9 protein-coding genes are annotated in these 12,866 nt (G+C 44.6%); 5 read left to right on the forward strand and 4 right to left on the reverse strand.

The genetic code is table 11. The features are described from left to right. Positions 1–240: 240 nt before the first annotated feature. On the reverse strand, positions 241–1,173 hold the full coding sequence (gene prmB / locus L3V36_RS12270; protein ID WP_017076792.1) for a 50S ribosomal protein L3 N(5)-glutamine methyltransferase: 933 nt from the start codon (positions 1,171–1,173) through the stop codon (positions 241–243). A gap of 62 nt (positions 1,174–1,235) precedes the next feature. Here prmB and smrB point away from each other — a divergent pair, with 62 nt between their 5' ends. After that, positions 1,236–1,766, forward strand: coding sequence for an endonuclease SmrB (gene smrB / locus L3V36_RS12275; RefSeq protein ID WP_004736048.1), 531 nt, complete (start codon positions 1,236–1,238; stop codon positions 1,764–1,766). Positions 1,767–1,875: 109 nt separating this feature from the next. On the opposite strand, the gene sixA is transcribed toward smrB, so the two are convergent. After that, the gene (gene sixA / locus L3V36_RS12280; RefSeq protein ID WP_017076794.1) at positions 1,876–2,340 is read right to left on the reverse strand and encodes a phosphohistidine phosphatase SixA; all 465 of its coding nucleotides are present in this window, start codon (positions 2,338–2,340) and stop codon (positions 1,876–1,878) included. A gap of 304 nt (positions 2,341–2,644) precedes the next feature. Here sixA and L3V36_RS12285 point away from each other — a divergent pair, with 304 nt between their 5' ends. After that, positions 2,645–5,422 (forward strand): insulinase family protein, encoded by a 2,778-nt coding sequence (locus L3V36_RS12285; RefSeq protein WP_208775070.1) that lies wholly within the window; start codon positions 2,645–2,647, stop codon positions 5,420–5,422. A gap of 486 nt (positions 5,423–5,908) precedes the next feature. Here L3V36_RS12285 and fadJ read toward each other — a convergent pair whose 3' ends face one another. Continuing rightward, a complete protein-coding gene (gene fadJ, locus L3V36_RS12290) occupies positions 5,909–8,125 on the reverse strand; it encodes a fatty acid oxidation complex subunit alpha FadJ (RefSeq protein WP_017076796.1) in 2,217 nt (738 codons plus the stop codon). After that, entirely contained in the window at positions 8,125–9,432 is a 1,308-nt protein-coding gene (gene fadI / locus L3V36_RS12295; protein ID WP_017076797.1) for an acetyl-CoA C-acyltransferase FadI, read from the reverse strand. Before fadI ends, fadJ begins: the two co-directional genes overlap by 1 nt. Positions 9,433–9,994: 562 nt before the next feature. Here fadI and L3V36_RS12300 point away from each other — a divergent pair. The 3 genes from L3V36_RS12300 (at position 9,995) to L3V36_RS12310 (ending at position 12,815) form a co-directional block, all read left to right on the forward strand. Continuing rightward, positions 9,995–10,543 (forward strand): sigma-70 family RNA polymerase sigma factor, encoded by a 549-nt coding sequence (locus tag L3V36_RS12300; RefSeq protein WP_004736042.1) that lies wholly within the window; start codon positions 9,995–9,997, stop codon positions 10,541–10,543. Next, positions 10,536–11,264, forward strand: a complete 729-nt coding sequence (locus L3V36_RS12305) for a DUF3379 domain-containing protein (protein ID WP_061024966.1) — start codon at positions 10,536–10,538, stop codon at positions 11,262–11,264. Before L3V36_RS12300 ends, L3V36_RS12305 begins: the two co-directional genes overlap by 8 nt. A 297-nt stretch (positions 11,265–11,561) precedes the next feature. After that, the gene (locus L3V36_RS12310) at positions 11,562–12,815 is read left to right on the forward strand and encodes an OmpP1/FadL family transporter (protein WP_017104858.1); all 1,254 of its coding nucleotides are present in this window, start codon (positions 11,562–11,564) and stop codon (positions 12,813–12,815) included. Positions 12,816–12,866 lie beyond the last annotated feature (51 nt).

Raw genomic sequence — 12,866 nt, forward strand, 5'->3', positions numbered from 1 at the left:
TAAACATTGACCATCAATATGTGATAGTTATTCACATTAAGCAACTAAATAATATGCAACAAATCCTCAACGCTAAGTACGATATCCAAAATTTAGGCAATAAAAAACGCCATGCACTGCTGCATGGCGTTTAAATTAATACAGATAGGGTTTCTTTAATAACGAAGGTAACCCGAATCTAATCAAAGAAGCTTTTTCGATACAAAGCTTAGTCTATACAAACCTTAGTCTATAAAAAACTTAGTCTTTGTAGAGAGAGAACTCATCTGCGCAAGCCACTAGCTGCTCACGAGTGATCATAAATACGCCATGACCACCATTAGAGAATTCAATCCAAGTGAATGGAATCTCTGGGTACTGATCCATCATGTGAACCATTGAGTTGCCCACTTCACAGATCAGAATACCATCATCCGTTAAGTAGTTTGGCGCGTTAGCTAAGATACGACGAACCAGCTTCAGTCCATCAGTACCTGCCGCTAGGCCAAGTTCTGGTTCATGAGTAAACTCTTCTGGCAAGCTGTTCATATCTTCTTCGTCCACGTAAGGTGGATTCGATACGATCAGGTTGTATTTCTCTTTTGGCAAATCACGGAAAAGATCTGAACGGATTGGGAACACTTGCTGCTCCATGCCGTGATCTTGAACGTTCTGCTCAGCAACTTGCAATGCGTCAGTAGAGATATCAATCGCGTCTACTTCAGCGTCAGGGAATGCATGAGCACAAGCAATAGCAATACAGCCACTACCCGTACAAAGGTCCATGATGCGTGTTGGCTCTTCAGTTAACCAAGGTTGGAATTGAGCTTCGATCAGCTCACCAATTGGCGAACGAGGCACAAGAACGCGTTCATCAACGAAGAACTCTAGACCACAGAACCAAGCTTTGTTGGTTAGGTAAGCCGTTGGTGTACGATCATTGATACGCTTGATTACGCGCTCAACAATACGCAGACGTTCGCTGCTCGTTAAACGAGAGTTCATAACATGCGAAGGAACATCAATCGGCAGATAAAGAGTAGGTAAAATAAGTTGTACCGCCTCATCCCACGCGTTATCAGTGCCGTGACCATAAAAAAGGCCCGCTGCGTTAAAGCGACTAACAGTCCAACGAATCACATCTTGAAGCGTGTGTAGTTCTGATACCGCTTCTTCTACAAAAATCTTATCCAAAATTGTCTCCGAAAAGCGCTACAATACTGCTAATTACGTTTCTAATTAGAATTCATAACCTGATGAGCAAAAAAGACACCGACTTCGATGACGATTTCGCCCTATTCAACGATGCAGTAAAGGGCGTTAAAAAGTTGCAACAGGATACCATAGTCCAGCAGCCAAAAAGAAATGCCAAGCAAAAAGAAATTACTCGAACGGCAAGACAAGCCAGTGATAGCGAGTTTTATTTCTCGGATGAGTTCATTCCGCATCTTAGCGAAGAAGGCCCAACACGTTATGCGCGTGATGATGTCTCTAAGTATGAGGTGAAGCGCTTACGTCGTGGTGTCTACGTACCTGATGTGTATCTTGATATGCACGGTATGACTCAACAAGAAGCGAAACGCGAGTTAGGTGCCATGATTGCGCACTGCGTGAAAGAGAGCGTGGCGTGTGCCTGTGTTCAGCACGGTATCGGTAAACACATCCTTAAACAGAAGGTGCCTTTGTGGTTAGCGCAGCACCCTGACGTGATGGCCTTTCACCAAGCACCTTTAGAGTTCGGTGGTAACGGTGCGTTGTTGGTTTTGCTTGCTATTCCAGACAAATAACTCCGACTCTCTATTTCCCCCAACGTCAAAAACAGAAAAGGGCACCTCAAATCATTGAGGTGCCCTTTTCTTTGTTATCTTTCAGCCTACAGGTTAGATAAAACCTCGACTATGGATTGATGTTCCAAAGCAACTCGCCTTTTTGTGTCTCAAGGTCGAATTCAATGCAAGCCAAACCTGACGTCGGAAACATAGGTGGCGCCATGCCCGTTGCAAATTCTGCTGTTAAGTAGCCCACTAGAGGTAAATGAGAAACAAATAAAATGGTCTCTAGTTTTTCTACTTCTGCCATTGCTACGGTCAAATCAAACACGTCGTCGGACATTCCATAAGGCGTAATATCATCACAGGTTTCTACTTTCTTTCCAGAAAACGCCTGAGAGATTTCTAACCACGTTTCTTGTGCCCTTAAATATGGGCTCACAAGCACTTTATCGAATTGACTAATCCCCTGCTCATTTGCAGCTTGAGCCACTGCAAGAGATGCCATTTTCCCGCGCTTGGTTAACGCTCGTTCTGCATCCGAGTCCGCAAAATGTTCTGCTTCACCGTGGCGCATTATGAATATTTTCATGTTCAGTCCTGTCTACGTAACATTTCGAAAATCGATATATCCCATATCAGCGATACGCTACTTAGCGTTTGGCTCTCAAACTAGAGAAACCGCAGTCTATATAAATAATTATATCAAGTCACTTGCTAAAGAGTTCGACTTTCTTAACAATCTTATTAAAAGAAAATAAATCACTGATAAAAATCGATAAAAATGATTTAGAAGTCGCCAAAAAGCTCTTCATATCCCAAAATGTGATCGCAAGGTTTGCACCTCAAATCATCGCGTACATAATTTAAAAACCACCTTCTCTGGAGATGCTTCTGTGCATTTAAGCCCTAATGATGAACATCAATACCGTTACGTAACCTTGGATAACGGATTGCGAGTACTGTTAGTTCACGATCAGAACGCTCAAAAAGCTGCAGCCGCACTCGCCGTTAATGTCGGGCATTTTGATGACCCTACCGACCGAGAGGGTTTAGCGCACTACTTAGAGCATATGCTATTTTTGGGAACTGAAAAGTATCCAAAGGTCGGAGAGTTCCAAAGTTTTATCAGCCAACATGGCGGTAGCAACAATGCTTGGACCGGAACCGAACACACCTGCTTCTTTTTTGATGTTGAATTGAATGCCTTTGAAACCGCGCTCGATCGCTTCAGCCAATTTTTCACAGCACCACTTTTTAACGAAGAAGCACTAGATAAAGAACGCCAAGCCGTTGATTCCGAATACAAGATGAAACTCAACGACGACTCGCGACGCTTGTACCAAGTTACCAAAGAACTGGTGAATCACAATCACCCATTCTCGAAGTTTTCTGTCGGTAATATCGAGACGTTAGGTGACAGAAACGGTGAAACGATTCGACAAGAGATCTTGGCTTTCCACCAGCAACAATATTCAGCCGATCTAATGACGCTGACACTGTCTGGCAATCAATCATTAGACGAAATGCAAAGTTGGGTTGAGGAGCGTTTTAGCTCGATTACCAATCACAAACTACAAGGTAAAAAGGTTGCAGTTCCGATTGTTGGCGAATTAAGCACGGGTGTACAAGTACACGTTAAACCGATAAAAGAAGTACGAAAACTTATCTTAACCTTCCCAATGCCCAGCATGGACGAGCACTATGGGATTAAGCCATTATCATTCTTTGCACACCTTATCGGTTACGAAGGCGAAGGCAGTTTGATGATGCAGCTGAAAGAGAAAGGTTGGATTACTTCCCTCTCGGCAGGTGGCGGCGCAAGTGGCAGTAACTATCGTGACTTCACGATCAGTTGCTCAATGACCATCGAAGGCTTAACCAAAACCAATAACGTCGTTCAAGCAATATTTCAGTACATCAAACTCATTGAACAACAAGGCATCGAAGAGTGGCGTTATCTTGAAAAACGCGCCGTTTTAGAGTCCGCTTTCCGCTTTCAAGAGCCCTCCAGACCGCTCGATGTCGTCAGTCATCTTGTTATCAACATGCAGCACTATCAAGAGCAAGATGTAGTGTATGGCGATTATAAGATGTCGCACTTTGACGAAGAGTTACAACGCTCTTTGCTTCCCTACTTATCTGTCGACAACATGCGGGTCACCATCGTAGCTCAAGGCTTCGAGTATGATAGAGAAGCGAAGTGGTATTTTACGCCCTACTCCGTTACGCCTTTTAGCTCAGAGCAGACCCAATGCTTTACGTGCATCAACCCCGGCTGGATGTTTGAGCTGCCCAGTAAAAACCCATTTATTTGCTACGACTTAGACCCTGCTGAACTCGAAGGTGATGCTAAGCACCCACAACTGTTAGAAGAGCTGGATGGCTTTAAGTTATGGCACCTCCAAGACCATCAATTTCGAGTACCTAAAGGTGTGGTGTATATCGCTATCGACAGCCCACATTCAGTCGCCACCCCGAGAAACATCGTTAAAACACGCTTGTGTGTAGAGATGTTCTTGGACTCGCTTGAAAAAGATACGTATCAGGCTGAGATTGCGGGTATGGGCTACAACATGTATACCCATCAGGGCGGTGTAACACTCACGCTTTCGGGATTCAGCGAAAAGCAACCACAGCTGCTCAATATGATCCTTGAGCGCTTCCAAGCACGCGACTTTAGTCCAACACGCTTTGAAACTATTAAGCATCAATTGCTCAGAAACTGGAATAACGCGTCGCAAGATCGTCCTATTTCGCAGCTGTTTAATGCGATGACCGGAGTACTTCAGCCAAATAACCCGCCTTATTCCGTATTAATTGAAGCATTGGAAACGATTGAGGTCGATGAACTCTCTTCTTTTGTTCAAGCGATTTTGGCAGAACTGCATGTCGAAATGTTTGTGTATGGTGATTGGAAAAAAGCCGATGCACACAATATGGCTGAAACGCTAAAAGATGCATTACGTGTTCAAGACCAAGCTTACGAAGAGTCACTACGCCCATTAATCATGTTGGGTGAAAATGGTAGCTTCCAACGCGAAGTCGTATGTAATCAAGATGATTCAGCCATCGTGGTTTACTACCAATGTGCTGATATTTCACCTAAAAATATTGCGCTGTATTCATTGGCGAACCATTTGATGTCAGCCACCTTCTTCCATGAGATTCGTACCAAGCAGCAGCTAGGCTATATGGTCGGTACTGGTAATATGCCGTTGAACCGACACCCAGGTATTGTGTTATATGTGCAATCACCGAATGCTGGCCCAGCAGACTTGTTAGCCTCGATAGATGAATTCCTCAATGCCTTTTACATGGTGCTGCTGGAGCTTAACGACTATCAATGGCACAGCAGTAAACGCGGCCTCTGGAATCAGATTTCAACGCCAGATACCACCTTGCGCGGTCGCGCTCAACGTTTATGGGTTGCGATAGGCAATAAGGACTTGGAATTCAATCAGAGAGAGCGTGTCTTAGAAGACCTCAAAGGTCTAACACGCTCAGACATGATGCGTTTTGTGGTCAGCCAACTTAAACCTCGCACGGCAAATCGCCTGATTATGCATGCGCACGGTAATGCTCATAATGAGGAAGATAAGTTGTCGGCAGGTGTGGAGATTGGCTCAATTGATGAGTTTCAGTTACGCCCTAAAGACTGTGAGCTTGGCTGATAAAGCTGGAATGAAAATCATAAGGTTGATGTGAAAGCATCAACCTTTTTTCTTGGATGAAGCACAAAATCAGATCTCCTATTACGCTCCTTCGTCGCTTTAGGAGATGACGGTATTTTCGATTGCAATGCATTAACCACAATCCCCTATTAACACTAATAGCTTACTTTCAACCTCTCTTTCGTCACTCCCAAGAGGGAGGAACGACCGAGTTGGGAATCTTCCGACACACCGATAATATCAGGCAAAACACATCCCTCTCCTCGTCATTCCCGAGAAAGAGGAACGACTGAGTCGGGAACCTCCCACACCAAGCAACGCTACCAGACAGAACACATCACTCTCCCACGTCATTCCCGAGAAGGAAGAATGACTGAGTCGGGAATCTCATACCTTTAACACTCGCTCATAAAACAAAAAAGCCCGCATCAATTGCTTGATACGGGCTTGATAATCAATGTGCTATAACGTTACTTGTAGAGAGAGTTACTTATAAAAAGACTCATCCAAACCAGCACGTGTCAGTAGGCCATCGCATGGCGCAAAACGATCACCGTACTTCTTAGCGAAGTCGTTCATCATTTCGACCAATGACTTAATACCAATTTGATCCATGTATCGGAACGGACCTCCTAAGAATGGAGGGAAACCGATACCGAAAATAGCACCAATATCGCCATCACGTGGACTGCGGATAATACCGTCATCCAAACAACGAACTGCTTCGTTTAGCATAGGTAACACACAGCGCATCGCGATATCGTTATCGCTCAACTTAGGATCTGGTTGCAGCTTAAGCAGCTTGTAAACTGACTTATCGACTTCTTTCTTCTTACCTTTGTAAGTGTAGAAACCTTTGCCACTCTTACGGCCTTTACGGTTGTCATTCAAAAGAATATCGAACACATCAGGGCCTTGGAAACGGTCGCCTAGCTCATTCACTAAAATTGGAATAATCTTCGCGCCGATATCAACACCCACCTCGTCTAACAAAGTAATTGGGCCAACCGGGAAGCCGAAGTCCAATAACGTGCTGTCGAGCTTTTCAATCGGCTCATTTGCCAGTAACAGATGCGCCGCTTCATTCATGTACGGAGCAAGAATACGGTTCACGTAGAAACCAGCCGTGTCTTTAACAACAATCGGCGTTTTGCCTTGCTTCTTCGCTAATGCTACAACCGTCGAAATCGTCTCTTCTGACGTAGTTTCATGAGGAATAACTTCAACTAACGGCATTTTTTCTGCCGGGCTGAAGTAGTGAAGACCGACAACGTTTTCTGGTCGCTGCGCCTTCTCCGCAATCTTATGGATTGGCAGTGAAGACGTGTTGGTCGCAAAGATAGTCTCTGGCTTTGCATTGGCTTCAATGTCCGCAACCATTGATTGCTTAAGATCGAGGTCTTCAAATACCGCTTCAATCACCACATCAGTGTGATTAAAGCTCGTAAAGTCGATACCACCAGAAAGCTGAAGCATCTTACTTTCCAGACCAGCTTTAGTCAGAATGCGACGCTTACGCTGCTTATCGAACAACTTAAAGTTGTAGTTCAGCGCGTTCAGAACGCCTTCATTGGATACATCTTTAATGCGAACAGGCACTTTCGCTTTGGCAACGCTAACATGGCTGATACCAGCACCCATAAGGCCACCGCCCAGCACACCAACACGCTTAACCGCTTTGGGTTCTGCGTCTGCGCCGTGCTCTTTTTTCATTTCAGTGGTGGCAAAGAAAATCGAACGAAGGGCTTTGGATTCTGAAGTCATTACCAGTTCAGAGAAACGCTTCGCTTCATACTGAAGGCCTTTATCAAAACCGTTCTCAAGGCCGTAACGAATCACATCAAGAATCGCATCGGCTGCAGGGTAATTACCGCGTGTTTTCTGGTTGGTTTTCTTCGAAGCCTGTTCAAAAATAACCTTACGCCCAAGACCCGTGCGTGAAATAAGTTTCTCTTTGGTCGAAGCTTGGCTTTTAGACGCAAGACGCTTGCCTTTTTTGCCGCCTGAGTTCTTTTCAACAAAGCTCTTAGCGACTTCAAGCAAGATAGTTTCTGGCACACAAGCATCGACAACACCGAGCGATTTCGCTTTCTTAGCGCGCAACTGCTTACCCGTAAGAATAAGGTCAAGAGATGGCAGCAAACCGATAAGGCGAGGTAAACGCTGTGTACCACCAGAGCCTGGTAACAGACCTAACTGTACTTCTGGCAAGCCAAGGCGAGTCTTATCTGAGTCGGTACATACGCGGTAATCACATGCCAGCGCAAGTTCTAAACCGCCACCTAAACATGGACCGTGAATTGCTGCGACTACTGGATATGGAAGATCTGAGAGTGTTTGGAACATCTCCTGCCCTTGACGAGCAAGAGACTGTGCTTCGTCAGCCGTTTTACAAGCATCAAGCATTCGTACATCAGCACCAGCGATAAAGTTATCTGGCTTTAGTGAATGAACGATTAAGCCTTTAACTCGGCTTTGCTTTTCTTTTAACTGCTCGAAGATGGCTTTCATTTCTTCAGCAAAAGCCGCTTGCAGCGTGTTCATTTTCTCGTTTGGCACATCAATCGCTAACCAAGCAATATCTTGCTCATCGATATTAAGAGTAAATGCTGTCGCTTTCTTTTTGGTTAATTCAGTCGCCGACGTTGAATCTGGTTGAGCGACGGTTTCTTTTTCTGTTGTTGCATCAAGAGTCGTAGACATTATTCTACCTCCAAGATCATTGCTGCACCTAAACCACCAGCCGCACACGCTGTGTTCAGTGCCAAGCCGCCACCACGACGTTTCAGTTCACGCAGTGTTTGAGTCATCATGCGCGCGCCAGTCGCAGCAAACGGGTGCCCGTAAGCAATTGAGCTACCCAGCACGTTGAATTTTTCCATATCAATCTCACCGATCGCTTTGTCACGGCCAAGATTCTTCTGAGCAAACTCGTCACTTGCAAACATTTTGACGTTCGCTAGAACTTGGGCTGCGAATGCTTCGTGCATCTCAATCAGTGTTAGATCTGACAACTCTAGACCTGTGTTCTTCAACACTTGAGAGGTCGCGTAGGTTGGCCCCATCAACATATCCGTCTCAACACCAATCGCTGAGAATGCATAACCACGAATATAGCCAAGCACTTCCAAGCCTAGCTCTTTAGCTTTACCTTCGCGCATCAACATCACCGCAGCACCGCCATCGGTAAGAGGTGTTGCGTTGGCTGCTGTTACACTGCCGTACTTTCTATCGAATGCCGGGCGCAGTTTAGCGTAGCCTTCAACCGTTGAGTCGTGGCGAACGTTGTTGTCTTCCGCGAGGTACTTTTTATAAGGCGCTGGGAATGCCGTCATCACTTCATCTTTAATCTTGCCTTCTTTCCATGCTTGAGAAGCCAAAGAGTGAGAACGGTGAGCAAGCGCATCTTGAGCTTCGCGAGTAATACCATGCGTCTTCGCCATCTGCTCAGCCGTTTGCCCCATAGATAAACCGGTCGAGTATTCTGCGACGGCCGGTGGCACTGGCATCAGATCTTTGACTGAAAGTGTTTTAAGAATCTTCAGCTTCTGACCCATGGTTTTCGTTTTACTCAGCGCTAATAAATTTGCCGCTAACTTTTTCGAAACGCCAATAGGCAATACTGAAGAAGAATCCGCACCGCCTGCAATACCAACATCAATCGTGCCAGCCATAATGCTCTCGGTCACGTTAACTGCCGCTTGGAAACTGGTCGCACATGCTCGTGTCACACTGTAGGCATCGGTATTGATGTCCATGCCCGTACCCAACACGATTTCACGTGCAATATTCGGTGCTTCTGGCATTTGTACGACTTGGCCGAACACCACTTGTTCGATAAGCGCAGGATCGACATCTGTTCTTGCAAGCATTTCGCTCACAACCATTTTGCCTAGGTCAACCGCAGGCACTTGGCTAAATTCTGTACTCTGACGAGCGAATGGGGTTCGTAGTCCAGCGACAACGGCAACACGTTCTCCAGAACGCGTTTTGACTTCCTGTTTGCCCATGGTTTCTCCTTAAAGTTAAGAGGTCTGACCTGAAGCATTGTAAAGAAGTTGTTAATTAAATCAAACGAGCGTTTAAATAAACGTGATACGAGTATCTCACTGTTTGCAAATATAACTGCGCATTCAGGCGAACCTTTTTGGGGGAAAGGTTGTCGTAAGAGGCTAAACTATTGTAAGCAAAGACTGTTATCGCTGTGTAGGGAATGGTTTTCTTGAGGCAAAAAAAAACCACACAAAACTGTGTGGTCGGAATGTATATAAAGCAATTAACTTAACGCCAATTGAAATAATCAGTTTCCTGATTAGGAGAAAGTAAAGTCAGCCTTCAAAAGGAAGTGTCGTCTTGCTCAACATGCTAGCCACGAATGACTAACTAGACGACAAGGTGTACTATAGCTTGTTCGAGGCCTTAGATTTTGAAGTAGATCAATTTTAATGTGATTTTACGGTTTCCTGCCGATCGTTAGCCCTAAAAACGAAACAGAATATAAAAACGAAGCACAACGTATAGAGGACAGCTATACGCAGAGCAATTATGGAGGCTCGTGTGTCAATAATAAAAATGTTTGGAAAGAAAACAGCCAAGCGTCCGGTCAACTCTGATATGGACAAACAAAGAAAGTACGAAGCACTCGTTCGTGCCTATCATCGTGACCTCTTTCGCTACGCTTATTGGCTATGTAAAGACAAAAGCATTGCCGAAGATTTAGTACAAGAGACTTGCCTTCGTGCATGGAAGTCACTCGATAGCTTACAAGATGAAAAAGCCGCTAAATCTTGGCTGATCACCATCTTGCGACGCGAGAACGCTCGACGTTTTGAACGCAAACAGTTTGATCTGGTTGATATCGACGATCATGGTAACGATGCAAGTGTCAGCGATGACCCACATCATCAACACCTGTGGTTGCAAGCTCAGATCATGAAACTTGAAATCGATTACCGTGAACCCCTCTTCTTACAAGTGATTGGTGGTTTTAGTGGTGATGAGATCGCGGATATTCTCGACCTCAACAAAAACACGGTGATGACACGTTTATTCAGAGCTCGAAATCAGTTGAAAGAGATGCTGGATACAGAAGAGGCAGAGAGGGGGCAACATAATGGATGATTTGGAATTTCGTCGTCGTGTATTGTCGGAACCTAAGCAACGTACACAAGATATTATTGATGCAGCAGCAAACAGCGAAGCCAATAGTAACTTTCTAGACGATGTACTATCGCTTGATAAACAGATCCATTCAGCAATGAATGTGGATGTGCCAGACGATCTTGCTGATCGTATACTGTTCAATCAGACCTCAAGCGAAGAAAGCAAAGTAGTAAGACCTACGTTTGCTAGACGAGCGATGGCAATGGCTGCCTCGGTGGCATTTGTTGCTGGTTTATTGGTTGGCCAAGTTAACTGGGGCAATGCATTCGTTTCACCCGCGCAAGCAAGTTTGGCAGATACGGCAATGAAACATGTTGTCGATGAAAAGAGCTTTGTGAGTGCGCTTGATGAGAATGTTACTTCACAACAAATCAATGCCAAGATGAATCCGTTTGCATTTCAATTTGATGAAGCCTTCCCTTACCACGTCTATTACCTGAACCATTGTGGCTTTGGCAAGTCCAACGCAATGCACATGGTTTTCCAAGGCGAAAAAGGCAAGGTCACTCTGTTTTTAACTGGAATTCCGACTGACAAGTCTATCGACTTTGATGAAAAAGGCATGTCAGGCTCAGTAACACCGATCGATGGCAGCAGTTTGATCCTTGTAGGCGAAGATGGCGAGGATGTCTCTAAAATCGCCGAAAAGCTGACAAAAATGATCAAACCAATGAGCTAATTTGCTCTCAAAGCCCCGTAACAAAAGGCCCAGTAAGTATATCACTGATATTGCTGGGCTTTATTTATCAATAAACCGCAAAACCATTCACCGCAGATATACCTCTAGAGTTAAAACTCTAAAAAATGGCATTTATCACCATTTTCGTGCCAGATAGGCGTCATTTCCATAATTTTACACTCATTTTTTCCAATGGTCGGATTTGTATATCGTATACTTGCGAATAGGATCAGCCACCATTGAGCAATTGCTCAAATTAATCGCCCTGTAGAGGCGGATATATAAAGGATTAAATGAATGACTACCAACAACACGCGTCTGTTTAAAAAGTCTCTTTTAGCAGTAACAATCACACTGGCGTCTTCGCAAGCGATGGCAGCAGGTTTTCAACTTAACTCACAATCAGCAACCGGTCTTGGTCGTGCTTTTGCTGGTGATGCTGTAATTGCAGATAACGCTTCTGTGATGGCTCGTAACGCTGCAGCAATGTCTCTATTTGACTCATCTGAATTTTCAGTCGGTGTAAACTACATTGATACTGATATTTCAGTTTCAGATATTGAGTATGCTGGTAGCTCTGTCGACGATGCCAGTAATGGTAGCGGCACCCCTGTTCCTAATATCTATTACGTTCATCGTCTAAATGATCAATGGGCATTTGGTGCAGGTATTTATTCGAACTTTGGTACAACTAACAATTTCGATGATGATTTTGGTGGCTCTACACCTGTTGGCCTAACAGCGAAACAATTTGGTGGTACCACTGAAGTTAAAAGTATTAACTATGCACTAACCGCATCATACCGTATAAATAAACAATGGTCTGTTGGCGCTGGTTTAGATATTGTTCAAGGCAGTGGCAAACTTATCCGTGATACCGGTTCTGAAATGGCAATTCCAGGTGTTGTACCTAAGAAAGGACTAGACGTGGATGCGGATGGTATAGGTTTTGGCTGGAATGTTGGTACAGTATTCGAGCTAGACGAACGTAACCGATTTGGTTTTTCTTACCACTACAGTCCTGAAATTGAAGCTGAAGGCGATATGGTCTATCTAGATCAAGATATTAGCGATCAAAAACTTCTCATGCCACTACCAAGCATGGCTGAGTTCTCAGGCTACCATGAGATTGAAAACACTAAATTTGCTGTTCACTACTCAGTACAATGGATCGGTTGGAGCGCATTTGATGAGCTAAACACTTCTGGCGGCACAACTCTTAATACCTATGAATGGCAAGATGGTTGGCACTACGCTATTGGTGGTACTTATTTCCTAGATGAAGCTTGGACACTTCGTGCTGGTTATATGTACGACACGGCAGCGCAAGACGAAAAAACGTCTATTTCTGTACCAGATTCAGACCGTCAATGGTTCTCTGCTGGTGTAAGCTATGCATTCGAAAGACATCACACTATTGATTTCGGCTTCACATACCTAATGGGTAAAGATGTCGATGTTACGGAAACCGATCCGTTAGGACGAGAATTAACTGCAACTACTCGTGCAGACGCTATTCTTGCAGGCCTTCAATACAGCTACAGCTTCTAATATAAGCCAAGTAACAATCCCAAAGGGTCGCATTATGCGACCCTTTTTTAT

Origin of the sequence: Vibrio sp. G-C-1, assembly GCF_021728015.1 — a bacterium.
Classification (GTDB): Bacteria; Pseudomonadota; Gammaproteobacteria; order Enterobacterales; family Vibrionaceae; genus Vibrio; species Vibrio splendidus.

Excerpts from the sequence above, each read along its gene's own strand:
- L3V36_RS12310 (WP_017104858.1), top strand. The coding sequence starts at position 11,562 with ATGACTACCAACAACACGCGTCTGTTTAAAAAGTCTCTTTTAGCAGTA.
- sixA (WP_017076794.1), bottom strand. The coding sequence starts at position 2,340 with ATGAAAATATTCATAATGCGCCACGGTGAAGCAGAACATTTTGCGGAC.
- fadI (WP_017076797.1), bottom strand. The coding sequence starts at position 9,432 with ATGGGCAAACAGGAAGTCAAAACGCGTTCTGGAGAACGTGTTGCCGTT.
- fadJ (WP_017076796.1), bottom strand. The coding sequence starts at position 8,125 with ATGTCTACGACTCTTGATGCAACAACAGAAAAAGAAACCGTCGCTCAA.
- smrB (WP_004736048.1), top strand. The coding sequence starts at position 1,236 with ATGAGCAAAAAAGACACCGACTTCGATGACGATTTCGCCCTATTCAAC.
- L3V36_RS12305 (WP_061024966.1), top strand. The coding sequence starts at position 10,536 with ATGGATGATTTGGAATTTCGTCGTCGTGTATTGTCGGAACCTAAGCAA.
- L3V36_RS12300 (WP_004736042.1), top strand. The coding sequence starts at position 9,995 with ATGTTTGGAAAGAAAACAGCCAAGCGTCCGGTCAACTCTGATATGGAC.